The sequence below is a fragment of the Kitasatospora sp. NPDC048298 genome, assembly GCF_043201465.1.
Taxonomy (GTDB): Bacteria; Actinomycetota; Actinomycetes; order Streptomycetales; family Streptomycetaceae; genus Kitasatospora.
This window is the reverse complement of record NZ_JBICYZ010000009.1, coordinates 59,823-75,037: the sequence shown is the minus strand read 5'-3', so window position 1 is coordinate 75,037 and position 15,215 is coordinate 59,823. Positions and strand designations below refer to the sequence as shown.

The 15,215-nt window shown below is 72.8% G+C and carries 11 protein-coding genes; 9 read left to right on the top strand and 2 right to left on the bottom strand.

Annotated features, from left to right (window positions below; genetic code table 11):
- Window positions 1-15: 15 nt before the first annotated feature.
- Window positions 16-1,506, top strand: coding sequence for an amino acid permease (locus ACGF0D_RS10280; protein ID WP_392874036.1), 1,491 nt, complete (start codon window positions 16-18; stop codon window positions 1,504-1,506).
- A gap of 127 nt (window positions 1,507-1,633) precedes the next feature.
- The gene (locus ACGF0D_RS10275; protein WP_392914618.1) at window positions 1,634-3,070 is read left to right on the top strand and encodes a glycosyltransferase 87 family protein; all 1,437 of its coding nucleotides are present in this window, start codon (window positions 1,634-1,636) and stop codon (window positions 3,068-3,070) included.
- A gap of 65 nt (window positions 3,071-3,135) precedes the next feature.
- Here ACGF0D_RS10275 and ACGF0D_RS10270 read toward each other — a convergent pair whose 3' ends face one another.
- Window positions 3,136-4,893, bottom strand: coding sequence for a penicillin-binding transpeptidase domain-containing protein (locus ACGF0D_RS10270; RefSeq protein WP_392874030.1), 1,758 nt, complete (start codon window positions 4,891-4,893; stop codon window positions 3,136-3,138).
- A gap of 187 nt (window positions 4,894-5,080) precedes the next feature.
- A complete protein-coding gene (locus tag ACGF0D_RS10265; protein ID WP_392914617.1) occupies window positions 5,081-6,871 on the bottom strand; it encodes a dolichyl-phosphate-mannose--protein mannosyltransferase in 1,791 nt (596 codons plus the stop codon).
- A 97-nt stretch (window positions 6,872-6,968) separates the two neighbouring features.
- Here ACGF0D_RS10265 and rsmI point away from each other — a divergent pair, with 97 nt between their 5' ends.
- The 7 genes from rsmI (at window position 6,969) to ACGF0D_RS10230 (ending at window position 15,140) form a co-directional block, all read left to right on the top strand.
- Window positions 6,969-7,886 (top strand): 16S rRNA (cytidine(1402)-2'-O)-methyltransferase, encoded by a 918-nt coding sequence (gene rsmI / locus ACGF0D_RS10260; protein WP_392874024.1) that lies wholly within the window; start codon window positions 6,969-6,971, stop codon window positions 7,884-7,886.
- A 235-nt stretch (window positions 7,887-8,121) separates the two neighbouring features.
- Window positions 8,122-8,547, top strand: coding sequence for a hypothetical protein (locus ACGF0D_RS10255; protein WP_392874021.1), 426 nt, complete (start codon window positions 8,122-8,124; stop codon window positions 8,545-8,547).
- An 84-nt stretch (window positions 8,548-8,631) separates the two neighbouring features.
- Window positions 8,632-10,254, top strand: a complete 1,623-nt coding sequence (metG, locus tag ACGF0D_RS10250; RefSeq protein ID WP_392914616.1) for a methionine--tRNA ligase — start codon at window positions 8,632-8,634, stop codon at window positions 10,252-10,254.
- A 1-nt stretch (window position 10,255) separates the two neighbouring features.
- Complete coding sequence (locus tag ACGF0D_RS10245; RefSeq protein WP_392914615.1) at window positions 10,256-11,164, top strand: TatD family hydrolase; 909 nt, start codon at window positions 10,256-10,258, stop codon at window positions 11,162-11,164.
- Window positions 11,165-11,266: 102 nt separating this feature from the next.
- The gene (gene rsmA / locus ACGF0D_RS10240) at window positions 11,267-12,175 is read left to right on the top strand and encodes a 16S rRNA (adenine(1518)-N(6)/adenine(1519)-N(6))-dimethyltransferase RsmA (protein WP_392914614.1); all 909 of its coding nucleotides are present in this window, start codon (window positions 11,267-11,269) and stop codon (window positions 12,173-12,175) included.
- Complete coding sequence (locus ACGF0D_RS10235) at window positions 12,172-13,089, top strand: 4-(cytidine 5'-diphospho)-2-C-methyl-D-erythritol kinase (protein WP_392914613.1); 918 nt, start codon at window positions 12,172-12,174, stop codon at window positions 13,087-13,089. Before rsmA ends, ACGF0D_RS10235 begins: the two co-directional genes overlap by 4 nt.
- A 227-nt stretch (window positions 13,090-13,316) precedes the next feature.
- Window positions 13,317-15,140 (top strand): ABC-F family ATP-binding cassette domain-containing protein, encoded by a 1,824-nt coding sequence (locus ACGF0D_RS10230; RefSeq protein WP_392914612.1) that lies wholly within the window; start codon window positions 13,317-13,319, stop codon window positions 15,138-15,140.
- Window positions 15,141-15,215 lie beyond the last annotated feature (75 nt).

Here is a 15,215-nt window from a genome sequence, read left to right as displayed (position 1 = left end):
AGAAGGACCGCAGTTTTGGCCAGCAACACCCTTGGTGCGCGTCTGCTGCGACGCAAGCCCGTCTCGACACTGATCGCCGAGACCGAAGGCAAGGACTCCCTCCCGGCCGGCGCGCCCGAGGAGGGCGGGCGTTCCGGCATCCACCTGCGCCGCTCGATCGGCCTGTGGCAGCTGTCCTCGATCGGCATCGGCGCCACCATCGGCACCGGCATCTTCTTCGTGCTGAACACCGCGGTGCCCTCGGCCGGCCCGGCCGTCATCCTGTCCTTCGTGATCGCCGCGGTCACCGCCGGACTCACCGCGCTCTGCTACGCCGAGATGGCCTCCGCGATCCCGGTCTCCGGCTCCTCGTACTCCTACGCCTACGCCACCCTCGGCGAGGGCGTCGCCTTCGGCGTGGGCATCTGCCTGCTGATGGAGTACGGCGTCTCCGCCTCCGCCATCGCGGTGACCTGGGCCGAGTACCTGAACAAGTTCTTCGACCTGGCCTTCGGCTTCAAGATCCCCGAGCAGCTGTCCGGCGCGCCGGACAGCACCCACTGGTTCAACCTGCCGGCGCTGCTGCTGGTCGCCATGGTCTGCTTCCTGCTGATCCGCGGCGTGAGCGAGTCGGTGAAGGTCAACGCGGTGATGGTCGCGATCAAGATCGTGATCCTGCTGATGTTCATCTGCGTGGCGCTCACCGGCTTCCACTCCGGCAACCTGACCCCGTTCATGCCGCTCGGCATCGGCGGCGTCCAGGTCGCCGCGTCCAGCATCTTCTTCTCCTTCATCGGCCTGGACGCCGTGTCCACCGCCGGTGAGGAGGTCAAGAACCCGCGCCGCACCCTGCCGCTGGCGATCATCATCTCGCTGGTCGTGGTGACCGTGCTCTACATCCTGGTCGCCCTGGCCGGCATCGGCGCCCAGCCGTGGACCAAGTTCGACGGCCAGGAGGCCGGCCTCGCGCAGATCCTCCAGGACATCACCGGCCAGAGCTGGCCCGCGATGGTCTTCGCGATCGGCGCGATCGTCTCGATCTTCAGCATCACCCTCGTGGTGATCTACGGCCAGACCCGCATCCTGTACTCGATGGGCCGCGACGGCATGCTGCCCAGGCGCTTCGCCGAACTCTCCCCGCGCAGCGGCACCCCGGTGTGGAACACCATCGTGGTGGGCCTCGGCGTGGGCGCGCTGGCCGCGTTCGTCCCGCTGCGGGTGCTGGCCGACATCACCAGCCTGGGGACGCTCATCGCCTTCTCGGTGGTGTCCATCGGCGTGATCGTGCTGCGCCGCACCCAGCCCGACCTGCCGCGCGGCTTCAAGGTGCCCGGCTACCCGGTCGTCCCGCTGATCAGCGTCGGCTTCTGCATCTACCTGATCACCGGCCTGCACGCCGACACCTTCCGGGCCGGCGCGATCGCCCTCGCCGTCGCCGTGGTCGTCTACTTCGGCTACAGCATCAAGCACTCCCGGCTGGAGCAGGCCGAGCCGCAGTCCGTCTCCTCGGACCGCAGCGCCGACTGACCCGCAGGCGAACCCCGTGTGAAGGGCCGTCGACCGCCGAGGCGACCGGCGGCCCTTTTCACGCCAACCCCGTCCGGTGTCCCACGCGATGGCGACAGGGCCCGGCTCCCACCCATAACCTTCCACCATGGTGAGCACCCGCACGCCCGGCCATTCCCGCCCGCGCGGCCGCTTCACCGGCCGCGGCAGAACGCCGGCCCAGACCTGCGCGATCGAGTCGTCGTCCAGACCCGGACGACCGCCGCGCGGCTTCTCCGTCCGCCCCTTCCCCCGACAGCGCGGCGAGAGCACCTTTCCGCCCACGCCCGACCGGCCGAACACCGCCGGGCTCGCCGGGCTCGTCTCGACGCGGACCGCCCAACTGCTCGGCTGCCTGGTCGCGGCCGGCTGGGCCGCCGCCTTCCCGCTCGTCTCCGACCTGGACAACCAGCGGCTGTGGGGCCTGATCGCGGCCCCCGCCTACCTCCTGGCCGGACTGCTCTGCCTGACCCTGCCGCGCCGCTTCGCGGCCCGTGCCGCCGCCTCGGTGGCCCTCGTCGGGGCCGTCCTCGTCCCGCTCGGACTGCTCGCCCTGCACGGCCGCCACCAGTCCGAGGTGATGGTGGTCGAACGCTCGGCCCACCTGCTGCTCACCACCGGCACCGCGTACCTGCCGCACCCGGTGGTGGTCACCGACTACAACCCGTACCTGCCGGCGATGTCACTGTTCGGGATGCCGCGCCAGCTGCTCGGCGACTCCACCGCCTTCGCGAGGGTCGCCGGGGACGCCCGGATCTGGTTCGCGCTGACCTTCTTCGCCTGTCTGCTGGCCGCCTGGCGGCTGCTGCGGCCCACCCGGCCCGGCGGCGGCGACCCGCGCGCGCCGCTGCTGCCGCTGGCCGTCCTCACCGCCTCGCCGCTGATCGCGCTCGCCCTGGCGGTCGGCGGGGTGGACCTGCCGCTGATCGGGGTCTGCTGCCTGGCCATGGCGCTCGCCGAGCGGAACCGCACGGTCGGCGCCGGGCTGGTGCTCGCCCTCGCCTGCACCCTCAAGTGGACGGCCTGGCCCGCGCTGCCCGTCGCCGTCCTGCTGCTCTGGCGGCTGTACGGCCGGCGGCCCGCGGTTAGGACCGCGCTGATCGGGGTCGGGGTGAGCGCGTTGGTGATCCTGCCCTCCGCGCTGACCCAGGCGGACGCGCTGCGCGAACAGGTGGTGCGCTTCCCGCTCGGGATGACGGCGATCCGCACCCCGGCGGGCAGCCCGCTGCCCGGCAAGGTGCTGGCCGGTTTCGGGCCCACCGGGCACGCGATCTCGCTGGCGCTGATGACCGTGGCCCTGGTCGGGGTGGCGATCTGGCTGCTGGCCCGGCCGCCGGTCTCCGCGATCGCGGCGGCCGACCTGCTGGCCGCCGGGCTCGCCATCGCCTTCATGCTGGCCCCGGCCGGACGGTTCGGGTACCTGGCGCTGCCGGCGGTGCTGGTGATCTGGCCCCGGCTGGCGGCCGGGCGCTGGAGCGGCCGGCCCCCGGTGCCGCCCGCCGACCGGATACGCGGGAGGCGGCAGCCCGTCCTGCCGCGTCGCTAGCGCTCGGGAAGGCGACGAGCCCGCCGGGCCTCCGGGCCGGGCGGGCTCGTCGCTCGTCGGGGGCCTCAGCGGCCGCCGGCGGCCTTCAGGATGGAGGCGACGGCCGGCCCGGCCGCGTCCACGCCGTGGCCGCCGCCCTGCACCTCGGAGGCCACCGCGAGGTTGCCGCGGTAGGCGGTGAACCAGCTGTTGGTGACGTCGACCCCGGCGACCTCGGCGGAGCCGGTCTTGGCGCCCGCGTTGTCGGTGATGCCGGCCATCACGTCCCTGGCGGTGCCGCCGGTGGCGGTGGCCGCCATCATCGCCTTCAGCTTGGCGTCCACGTCCGGGGAGAGCGGGCGGGCGGCCTTCTGCTGCGGCAGCTCGGCGACCAGGATCGGCTGCTTGAACTCGCCGCTCTGCACGGTGGCGGTGACCGAGGCGATGGCCAGCGGGTTCATCTGGACCTTGCCCTGGCCGATGTAGTTCATGGCCTGCTCGTCCTTGCTGCCCGGAGTCGGCGGCACCTTGCCGTCGGTGTTCGGCAGGCCGGTCTTCCACTCCAGGCCGATGCCGAACACGTCCTTGGCCGTGCCGGACAGCGTCTCGGGCTTGAGGCTGGTCAGGCCCTGGTCGATGAAGGCGGTGTTGCAGGACATCATGAAGTCCTGCTGGAGCGTGTTGGTCGGGAAGGCGCCCGGGAACGAGTTCGGGATCGCGTGCGGGTTGCTGCTCTTCTCCGGGCAGGCGACCACGGTGTCCGGGTTGACCCCGGACTCCAGCAGCGCCGCCGAGGTGACGATCTTCATCGTCGAGCCCGGCGCGAGCAGCCCGAGGAAGGCCCGGTTCTGGCCGGTGGCCGGCGAGTTGGCGAAGGCCAGCACCTGGCCGGTGCTCGGCTCGATCGCCACGACGGAGCCGGGCTTGCCGGCCAGGTCCGTCATCGCCTTCTCGGCGGCGGCCTGGAGGGTGTTGTCGATGGTCACCTTGAACGGCTTGCCGGGCTTCGGCTCGACGATGGTGAACAGCTTGTCCACGGCGCCCTTGCCGGCCGGGTCGGTGATCACCACCGCGGTGCCCGCGTCCTGGTCCTTGGCCGGGTCCGGCGGCAGCAGCTTGTTGGCGTTGTCCTGGAGGGTGGTCATCAGCGTCGCGGTGAGCGAGGCGCCCTGGATCGGCTTGCCGTTGCGGTCCACCACGGTGGACGGCGGGGCGAAGACCGGCTGGACGGAGATGGTCTCGTTGCCGGACAGGTGCGGGTGGATGACCGACGGCGCCCAGTGCACGGCCGGGGTGTTGTCGCTCATCTTCACGACGCCGAGGAAGCCCTGGTAGTCCCAGGCCCGGTTGGTGCCCGCGAACTCGGCGCGCGCCTTGTACGACATCAGCGTGCCGGTGGGCCCGGGCGTGGCGGACGGCGAGTCGCCGGCGCCCGGCGTGCCGGCACCCGGCGTCGCGGAGGCCGAGGCGGACGGCTTGGCGGCCGGGGCGGGGGTGCCGGTGGCGGCGGAGAAGACCTGCTGGGTGGTCGGGCCGAACGGGGTGAGGGTCAGCGCGCTCGGCTTGACCTGGTCCTTGAACGCGGTCAGGGCGGTGGTGGCCGCGGCCGGGTCGTCGGTGAGCGAGGCCGCCTTGGCGATGTCGCCGGCCGCCCAGGCCGTCAGGAAGTCCTTCATCCCGGCAGCAGCCTGCTCGGCCGACGGCGGCTCGGCGACCACGGTGCGCGGCTTCTTGCCGCCGGAGCCGTCGGAGCCGCTCATCAGGCTGTACGCGCCGTAGCCGCCGCCCGCGAGGACGGCGATGGACACGCCGGTGATGATGCCGATCTTCGCGCCACTGCGCATGGTGCAGGTCCCCCAGGGGTCTCGCGGCCGGGCGCAACCGGCCGGGGCCGGAAACGCGGTACCCCCCCACCCTAGGCAGCGCGGATCGGTGCGCCGGCGAATCGCCCGGGACTTGTGACGGATCTGGTACGTGCCGTACACCGCATACGGACGATTCGTGGGAACCCGGTGCGCGCCGGGTCGGCGGTCAGATCCAGCTGTTGAACCACATCCGGCGGCGCCAGTCCTCCAGCGGGATGGTCTGCCCGGTGAACAGCGGGAAGAAGAAGAGGAAGTTCCAGACGATCAGCAGGATCAGCAGTCCGGCCGCGGTGGAACCGATGATCCGGCGGTCCCGGGAGGCGCCGGCGGGGCCGATCAGGGCGCCGATCAGCATCGTCACCGCGAGCACCAGGAACGGGACGAAGACCACCGCGTAGAAGAGGAAGATCGTCCGCTGCTGGTAGGCGAACCAGGGCAGGTAGCCGGCGGCCAGGCCGCAGAGCAGCGCGCCGGCCCGCCAGTCCCGCCGGGCCGCCCAGCGCCACAGGCAGTAGGCCAGCGCCACGACGCCCGTCCACCACAGCAGCGGGGTGCCGATGCCCAGCACCTCGCGGGCGCAGTCGGCGGCGGTGCAGCCGGCCTGGCCGTACTTGGGGGACTCGTAGAAGAAGGACACCGGCCGGCCCAGCACCAGCCAGGACCACGGGTTGGACTGGTAGGTGTGCGGGTCGCTCAGGCCGACGTGGAAGTCGTAGACCGTCGAGTGGTAGTGCCACAGCGCGCGCAGGGCCTCGGGTATCCACGGGAAGTCGGTGGAGCGGCCGACCGCCCAGTCGCGGCCCCAGCCGCCCTGGCCGGGGGCGGTGCTGCTGGCGAACCAGCCCCACCAGGAGGCGATGTAGACGGCGACCGAGACCACGACGACCGACACGAAGGCCGGCACCACGTCCCGGGCGAGCACCGCCACGAAGGGGCGCGGGGCGCCGGCCAGGCGGCGGGCGCCGACGTCCCAGAGCACGGTCAGCAGGCCGAAGGCAGCCGCGACGTACAGGCCGCTCCACTTGGTGGCGCAGGTCAGGCCGACGCAGACGCCGGCCGCGATCCGGTACGGGCGCCAGCCCAGGTTCAGCCGCTGGGCGAGCTCGGCGTTCTCGACCCCGCCCAGCCTCGCGGCCAGCAGCGCCCGGGTGCGGTCGCGGTCCAGCAGCAGGAAGCCGAAGGCGGCGAGGGTCCAGAACATCACCACCAGGTCGAGCAGGGCGGCCCGGCTGAGCACCAGGTGCAGGCCGTCCACCGAGAGCAGCAGGCCCGCCACGCAGCCCAGCAGCGTGGAGCGGAACATCCGGCGGGCGATCCGGGCCACCATCAGCACCGAGAGGGTGCCGAGCAGGGCCACCGCGAACCGCCACCCGAAGGGGTTCATGCCGAACAGCTGCTCGCCCACGCCGATGATCCACTTGCCCACCGGCGGGTGCACCACGTACGAGGGCGTCGCCCGGTACGGGACGGCGGCGCCGGGCGTCATGATCGTGCTGTTGGCGTCCTCCGGCCAGCTGATCTCGTAGCCGCCGTGCCAGAGCGCGTAGGCGTCCTTGGCGTAGTACGTCTCGTCGAAGATGATCGCGTGCGGCTGCCCGAGGTTCGTGAACCGCAGCAGGCCGGCGAACACCGCCACCGCGATCGGCCCGAGCCAGCCCGCCCAGCGGCAGAGGAAGACCCACAGGCCCTGCGGCAGCGAGACGCCCATCCGCAGCAGCAGCGGCGACTGGGGCACGTCCCCGGGCGTCACCCGGGGGCCGTCCGGCATCGGCGGCACCAGGCGCTCGGTGAGCGGCGCGGTGGGGCGGGCGGTGTAGCCGTACCGGGCCAGGCGCTCGCGCCAGCCGGCGGGCCCGTCCTGCGGTGGACGGGGGGACGGCAGGCCGACGCCGCCGTACGCGGAGTGGTCCGTACCAGTGGGCGTCTGCGCCGCCGTGTCGCCGTTCATCCGCCACATCGTAGGGGCGCTCTTCGCACGTGTGTCCGCTCCCTCGGAAGCTGACCGAATCGTCACCAAAAACCCCGGGCGCGCGGCAGCTGCGAGGATGGGGACCGTGACAGGAGTACTCGTTCTCGCAGGCACCCCCATCGGCGACGTCTCGGACGCCCCGCCCCGACTGGTCGACGAACTGGCCACGGCGGACGTGATCGCGGCCGAGGACACCCGCCGGCTGCGCCGGCTCACCCAGGCACTCGGGGTGACCCCGGCCGGGCGGGTGGTCTCCTACTTCGAGGGCAACGAGGTCGGCCGCACCCCCGAACTGGTCGAGGCGCTGCTCGGCGGCGCCCGGGTGCTGCTGGTCACCGACGCCGGCATGCCCTCCGTCTCCGACCCCGGCTACCGGCTGGTCGCCGCCGCCGTGGCCGCCGACGTCAAGGTCACCGCGGTGCCCGGGCCCTCGGCGGTGCTCACCGCGCTCGCGCTGTCCGGCCTGCCGGTGGACCGCTTCACCTTCGAGGGCTTCCTGCCGCGCAAGAGCGGCGACCGGGCCCGCCAGCTCGCCTCGATCGCCGCCGAACCGCGCACCATGGTCTTCTTCGAGGCGCCGCACCGGATCGCCGAGGCGCTGACGGCGATGGCCGAGGCGTTCGGGCCGCAGCGGCCGGCCGCCGTCTGCCGCGAGCTCACCAAGACCTACGAGGAGGTCAAGCGCGGGCCGATCGGCGAGCTGGCCGCCTGGGCCGCCGACGGCGTCAAGGGCGAGATCACCGTCGTGGTCGCCGGCGCCCCACCGGCCGCGCCCCAGGAGCTGACCCCGGCCGAGCTGGCCCGGCTGGTGGCCGTCCGCGAGGAGGCCGGGGAGCGCCGCAAGGAGGCCATCGCGGCCGTCGCGGTGGAGCTCTCGCTGCCCAAGCGGGAGGTCTTCGACGCGGTCGTGGCGGCGAAGAAGGAGGGCCTGGAGAACGCCCCCGGAAAGGCGCCGGGAAAGTCCCCCGGAAAGTCCCCGGGAGGGGCTCCGGGAAAGGAGTGAATTCCGGGGGTTGCGTTGCTCACGGGGAGTCGTACCGTGGAGGGAAGGCCCCGGTAAACACCCGCTGAGCTGAAGCTTCGGTCGCGGTTCCCGGTCTCGGGGAGGCCCTTCGTATAGGGCTCCCCAACCCGCATCCAAGTCTTCACAAGTGGGGCGTCGGCCGAGGTGGTCCGGGCATTCCCTGGAAGGGAAAGACCCAGCCGGACGAGCGTCCGGCGGGCGCTGGGAGACGGCCATGAGCGATGTTGTCGGTAGCCCCCGCAGTGGCAGCGCACTGAGCACGGCCGGTCTGGCCGGCCGGCCGCACACTCCCGTCGAGACCGTACGGGAGGCCTACTCCTTCGCGTGCCTGCGCTGCGGGTACGGCTGGGAGCAGGCGTACGACATCGAGCACCACGTGGCCAAGGACGGCCACGTCGTGTTCGAGTACCACGCCAACGGCGTCCGGGTGCCGTCCCCGCTGCTCAAGCCGACCTGCCCGGGGTGCGGCGGCCACACCGTGCGGATCATGCGCGAGGGCCGGGTCGCCTCCGCCGACCAGCCCTGGCAGCACGCCCCCGGCTACCCGGCGCACGCCGAGCCGGCCGGGACGCCCCCGGTGGCCGAGCCCGTCCGGCCGCGCGGACGCTGGGCCCGGTTCTGGTCGCGGCTCCTGGGCTGACACCGGGGTGACGGGACGGTCCGCCCCCGGCCGGGGAACAACTCGGTCGAGGGCGGTCCGCGTGCCCGACTAAGCTTTCCGACCATGGCGGCCACTGCAGACCACAGCACCACCGGGGCGAACGCCCCGGCGTACTACGTTTCCACCCCCATCTACTACGTCAACGATCGCCCCCACCTGGGCCACGCGTACACCACCGTGGCGGGCGACGTCCTCACCCGCTGGCACCGCCAGCGCGGCGAGAAGGTGTGGTACCTGACCGGGACCGACGAGCACGGTCAGAAGATCATGCGGACCGCCGAGGCGAACGGCGTCACCCCGCAGGAGTGGTGCGACAAGCTGGTCGAAGAGGCCTGGAAGCCGCTCTGGGAGCACCTGGAGATCGCCAACGACGACTTCATCCGCACCACCGAGGAGCGGCACACCGCCCGGGTGCAGGAGTTCGTCCAGGACCTGTACGACAAGGGCGAGATCTACAAGGGCGGCTACTCCGGCCCGTACTGCGTCGGCTGCGAGGAGTTCAAGCTCCCGTCCGAGCTGCTCGACGGCGCGACCGCGGACGAGAAGCTCTGCTCCGTGCACAAGCGGCCGGTCGAGTGGCTGGAGGAGGAGAACTACTTCTTCCGCCTCTCCGCCTACGGCCCGCAGCTGCTGGAGTTCTACGCGGCGAACCCGGACTTCATCCAGCCCGCCTCGGCCCGCAACGAGGTGCTGCGCTTCGTCGAGCAGGACCTCAAGGACCTCTCGATCTCCCGCTCCACCTTCGACTGGGGCGTGCCGCTGCCCTGGGACGAGAAGCACGTCCTCTACGTGTGGGTGGACGCGCTGCAGAACTACATCACCGCGGCCGGCTACGGCAGCGACCCGGAGCGCTTCGCCGAGCTGTGGCCCGCCTCGGTCCACCTGGTCGGCAAGGACATCCTCCGCTTCCACGCCGTCATCTGGCCCGCCATGCTGATGGCCGCCGGGCTGCCGCTGCCCAAGCGGGTCGTGGCCAACGGCTGGCTGATGGTCGGCGGCGAGAAGATGTCCAAGTCCAACCTGACCGGCATCGCGCCCACCGACCTGACCTCGCACTTCGGCGTGGACGCGTACCGGTACTACTTCCTCCGGGCGATCCCGTTCGGCACCGACGGCTCGTTCTCCTGGGAGGACTTCACCGCCCGGTACACCTCCGAGCTGGCCAACGACTTCGGCAACCTGGCCTCCCGGGTCGCCGCGATGGTCGGCAAGTACTTCGACGGGGTGCTGCCGGAGGCCACCGCGGCGGGCGACGCCGAGCAGGCCGTCGCGGACGGGCTGACCAGGGCCGCCGAGACGGCCGACCGGAAGATCGGCGAGGAGCTGGACTTCGCCGGCGGCATCGCGGCGATCTTCGAGTTCGTCAAGCAGGTCAACGGCTACCTCACCGAGCAGGAGCCCTGGAAGGTCGCCAAGGACGACTCGGCCGAGGGCCGGGCCCGCCTGGCCACCATCCTCTACACCGCCGCCGAGTCGCTGCGCGCCACCGCCGTGCTGCTCAACCCGGTGATGCCGTCCACCGCCGAGAAGCTGTGGGTCTCGCTGGGCGCCGAGGCCGCCGGGCTCGGCGCGCTCAGCGTCCAGACCGTCGCCACCGTGGCCGACTGGGGCCGGCTGCCCGCCGGCGCCACCGTCACCAAGGGCGAGATCCTCTTCCCGCGCCTCGAAGAGAAGCCGACCGCCTGACATGGCCGCCAAGGACGACGCCCGGTCGACCCCGCCGCCACTGCCGGAACCCCTGGCCGTGGCGGTGGCCGACTCGCACACCCACCTCGACATGCAGTCCGGCACCCCGGCCGAGGGCCTCGCGAAGGCCGCCTCGGTCGGGGTCACCACGGTGGTCCAGGTGGGCTGCGACGTGCCCGGCTCGCGCTGGGCCGCCGAACTGGCGGCGCAGTACGAGCAGGTGCACGCGGCCGTCGCCCTGCACCCGAACGAGGCGCCGCGGATCTTCCTCGGCGACGATGGGGGCACCTCCCAGCCCTCTGGGGCTGGGGGAGGATGGTCCGGGCAGCAGCGGCTCGCGGGCGGTCGGGCGGCGCTGGACGAGGCGCTCGCCGAGATCGACCGGCTCGCCGCGCTGCCGCAGGTGCTGGCGGTCGGCGAGACCGGCCTGGACTACTTCCGCACCGGGCCGGAGGGCGTGGAGATCCAGAAGGAGTCGTTCCGCCGCCACATCGAGATGGCCAAGCGGCACGGCAAGGCGCTGGTCATCCACGACCGGGACGCCCACGAGGACGTCATCGCTGTCCTGCTGGAGGAGGGCGCCCCGGAACGGACCGTCTTCCACTGCTACTCCGGCGACGCGGAGATGGCGAAGACCTGCGCCGAGCACGGCTGGTACCTCTCCTTCGCCGGCCCGGTCACCTTCAAGGCCAACCAGCCGCTGCGCGACGCCCTGCTCGCCACCCCGCTGGACCGGATCCTGGTCGAGACCGACGCCCCGTTCCTCACCCCGCACCCCTACCGCGGCCGCCCGAACGCCCCGTACCTGATCCCGGTCACGGTGCGCTCGATGGCCGCCACCCTGGGCCTGGCCGAGGACGAGCTGTCCGCGGCCATCGCGGAGAACACGGCGCGGGCCTTCGGGTACTGAGCCGGGGCGAACGGGCTCCGCACCTCGGTGCGGTTCCCGGTGGAGATCGACCTCGCCGAGGTCGTCGAACTCCGAGGGCCCCGGCGCCCGTATCCTTGGCGCGTGAGCAGCACCGACCCCACCCCTGACAGCCGCCCCCAGCCTCCGGCCGGGGGGACCCCCCTGCTGGGCAGCGCCGACATCCGGGAGCTGGCGGCCGCGTTCGGCGTGAAGCCGACCAAGCAGCGCGGGCAGAACTTCGTCATCGACGGCAACACCGTGCGGCGGATCGTCCGGGCCGCCGACGTGACGGAGCAGGACGCGGTCGTGGAGGTCGGGCCCGGGCTCGGCTCGCTCACGCTGGCGCTGCTCGAGGTGGCGCGGCACGTCACCGCGGTCGAGATCGACCCGGTGCTGGCGCAGCACCTGCCGGACACCGTCGCGGCCCGGATGCCCGGCAAGGCGGACGCCTTCGACCTGGTGTTCAGCGACGCCATGGAGGTCACCGAACTGCCCGGGCCGGCGCCCACCGCGCTGGTCGCCAACCTCCCGTACAACGTCGCGGTGCCCGTCCTGCTGCACATGCTGGCGACCTTCCCCAGCATCGAGCGGACCCTGGTGATGGTGCAGAGCGAGGTCGCCGACCGGCTCGCCGCCAAGCCGGGCAACAAGGTGTACGGCGTCCCGTCGGTCAAGGCCAACTGGTACGCCGACGTGAAGCGGGCCGGCGCCATCGGGCGGAACGTCTTCTGGCCCGCCCCCAACGTCGACTCCGGGCTGGTCTCGCTGATCCGCCGCGAGCCGCCGAAGACCAGCGCCAGCCGCGAGGAGGTGTTCGCGGTGGTCGACGCCGCGTTCGCCCAGCGGCGCAAGACCCTGCGCGCCGCACTGGCCGGCTGGGCCGGCTCCGCCGCCCGGGCCGAGCAGGCGCTCGCGGACGCCGGGATCGACCACAAGCTGCGCGGCGAGATGCTCACGGTGGAGCAGTTCGCCGCGATCGCCGAACACAAGCCCGCCGAGGACGCCGCGTGATCACCGTACGGGTACCGGCCAAGGTCAACGTCCAGCTGGGGGTCGGCGGGCTGCGCGCCGACGGCTTCCACGACCTGGCCAACGTCTTCTTCGCCGTCGCCCTCGGGGACGAGGTCACGGCGAGTCCGGGGGAGGGCGTGACGCTGAGCTGCTCCGGCCCGGACGCCGCCGTCGTCCCGCTGGACGACAGCAACCTCGCCGCCCGCGCTGCCCGGCTGCTCGCCGCCCACCACGGCATCGCCGACCCCGGCGTGCACCTGCACATCGCCAAGGCCATCCCGGTCGCCGGCGGCATGGCCGGCGGCAGCGCCGACGGAGCGGCGGCACTCGTCGCCTGCGACGCGCTCTGGCAGCTGGACACCCCGCTGCCGGTGCTGCTGGAGCTGGCCGCCGAACTCGGCTCCGACGTGCCGTTCGCCCTGCTCGGCGGCGTCGCACTCGGCCGCGGCCGGGGCGAGATCCTGGAGCCGCTGGCCGTCGAGGGCACCTTCCACTGGGTCTTCGCGGTCGCCGAGGGCGGCCTGTCCACCCCCGCCGTGTTCCGCGAGTGCGACCGGCTGCGCGAGGAGGCCGGCACCGGCTCCAGCGACACCGACGTCCCCACCCCGGACGCCGACCCGGCGCTGCTCGCCGCGCTCGCCGAAGGCGACACCGTCGCCCTGGCCGCCGCGCTCGCCAACGACCTCCAGTCCGCCGCGCTCTCGCTGCGCCCCGCGCTCGCCGCCACCCTGCGGGCCGGCACCGAGGCGGGCGCGCTCGGGGCGATCGTCTCCGGCTCCGGGCCGACCTGCGCGTTCCTGGCCAAGGACGCCGAGGCCGCCGCCGCGGTGGCCGAGGCGCTGCGGGCCTCCGGCACCTGTCGGACGGCGCACGCCACGCACGGGCCGGTGCCGGGCGCGTCCCTGGTGGGCTGAGGTGGTGGCCGGGGTCGCGGCGGGCCGGCGCGGTGGTCGGGCCCGGGGCGGGTTCCTGGCGGGTTGAGGCGGTGGTCGGGCCCGGGGCGGGTTCCTGGCGGGCTGACGCGGTGAAGGCGTTCCGGCGGGCCCATTAGGCTGGGGAGATCGGGGTGTCCCCGACAGGGGAGCCCGACCGCCGAGCGGTGGGCCGCCCCGCGACCGCCGAACCCAGGAGCGCAGCACACGTGGCCGTCAACCTCGCCACCATCGAGTCCGTCACGAAGGTCTACGGCACCCGCGCCCTGCTGGACGCGGTCAGCCTGGGCGTCAGCGAGGGCGACCGGATCGGCGTCGTCGGCCGCAACGGCGACGGCAAGACCACCCTGATCCGGATGCTCGCCAAGCTGGAGGAGCCCGACGGCGGCCGGATCACCCACTCCGGCGGACTCCAGATGGCCGTCCTCACCCAGCACGACTCGCTGGACCCCGAGGCCACCATCCGGCACGAGGTGATCGCCGACCGGGCCGACCACGAGTGGCTCGGCGACGCCCGGATCCGCGACATCATCGAGGGCCTCTTCGGCGGCCTCGACCTGCCCGGCTTCGCCGACGGCCTGGACACCGTCATCGGCCCGCTCTCCGGTGGCGAGCGCCGCCGGATCGCCCTCGCCAAGCTGCTGCTCGGCTCGCCCGACCTGATCGTCCTCGACGAGCCCACCAACCACCTCGACGTCGAGGGCATCAACTGGCTCGCCGAGCACCTCCAGAAGCGCCGCTCCGCGCTGGTCTGCGTCACCCACGACCGCTGGTTCCTCGACCAGGTCTGCACCCGGATGTGGGACGTCCAGCACGGCGAGGTGCACGAGTACGAGGGCGGCTACTCCGACTACGTCTTCTCCCGTGCCGAGCGCTCCCGGATCGAGGCCGTCGAGGAGCAGAAGCGCCAGAACATGGCCCGCAAGGAGCTGGCCTGGCTGCGCCGCGGCGCCCCCGCCCGTACCTCCAAGCCGCGCTACCGGATCGAGGCCGCCAACGCCCTGATCGCGGACGTGCCGGAGCCGCGCGACAAGTCCGAGCTGATGAAGTTCGCCAACGCGCGGCTCGGGAAGACGGTCTTCGACCTGGAGGGCGTGACCGTCAAGGCCGGCCCGAAGCTGCTGCTGGAGAACCTCACCTGGCAGCTCGGCCCCGGCGAGCGGATCGGCCTGCTCGGCGTCAACGGCGCCGGCAAGACCTCGCTGCTGCGCGCGCTGCGCGACGCGTACGCGAGCGAGGGCGACGTCCAGCCGGCGTCCGGCGTCATCAAGGTCGGCAAGACGGTCCGGCTGGCGTACCTGTCGCAGGAGGTCGTCGAGCTGGACCCGGCGACCCGGGTGCTCCAGGCCGTCGAGCAGGTCCGCTCGCGGGTCGACCTCGGCAAGGGCCGGGAGATGAGCGCCGGCCAGCTGTGCGAGCAGTTCGGCTTCGGCAAGGACAAGCAGTGGACGCCGGTCGGCGACCTGTCCGGTGGCGAGCGGCGCCGGCTCCAACTGCTCCGGCTGCTGATGGACGAGCCCAACGTGCTCTTCCTGGACGAGCCCACCAACGACCTGGACATCGAGACGCTCAACCAGCTGGAGGACCTGCTCGACGGTTGGCCCGGCTCGATGATCGTCATCAGCCACGACCGCTTCTTCATCGAGCGCACCACGGACACCGTCCACGCGCTGCTCGGCGACAAGAAGATGCGGATGCTGCCGAACGGCGTCGACGAGTACCTGGAGCGCCGGGCCCGGATGGCCGCCGCGGCTCAGGCCGCGGCTCCCTCCGCCGCGGCCGCGCCGGCCGAGACCACCGCCGCCGCGGCCGGGCTCTCCGGCGGGGACCTGCGGGCCGCGAAGAAGGAGATGCAGAAGCTGGAGCGGCAGATCGCCAAGCTGGACGAGAAGGAGTCCAAGCTGCACGCCCAACTCGCCGAGCACGCCGCCGACTTCTCCAAGGTCGCGGAGCTGGACGCGCAGCTGCGCGCGGTCCGGGAGGAGAAGGAGGAGCTGGAGATGAGCTGGCTGGAGCTGGCCGAGCAGGTCTGATCGCGGTCACCTGGCTCCGATCGGGGTCGCCTGGCTCTGATCGTGGTCATCCGGTTCTGATCGGGGTGACCCGGC

Bases quoted from the DNA above. Each gene is read 5' to 3' on its own strand.
- ACGF0D_RS10275 (WP_392914618.1), top strand. From the start codon at position 1,634: ATGGTGAGCACCCGCACGCCCGGCCATTCCCGCCCGCGCGGCCGCTTC.
- ACGF0D_RS10270 (WP_392874030.1), bottom strand. From the start codon at position 4,893: ATGCGCAGTGGCGCGAAGATCGGCATCATCACCGGCGTGTCCATCGCC.
- ACGF0D_RS10265 (WP_392914617.1), bottom strand. From the start codon at position 6,871: ATGTGGCGGATGAACGGCGACACGGCGGCGCAGACGCCCACTGGTACG.
- ACGF0D_RS10255 (WP_392874021.1), top strand. From the start codon at position 8,122: ATGAGCGATGTTGTCGGTAGCCCCCGCAGTGGCAGCGCACTGAGCACG.
- metG (WP_392914616.1), top strand. From the start codon at position 8,632: ATGGCGGCCACTGCAGACCACAGCACCACCGGGGCGAACGCCCCGGCG.
- ACGF0D_RS10245 (WP_392914615.1), top strand. From the start codon at position 10,256: ATGGCCGCCAAGGACGACGCCCGGTCGACCCCGCCGCCACTGCCGGAA.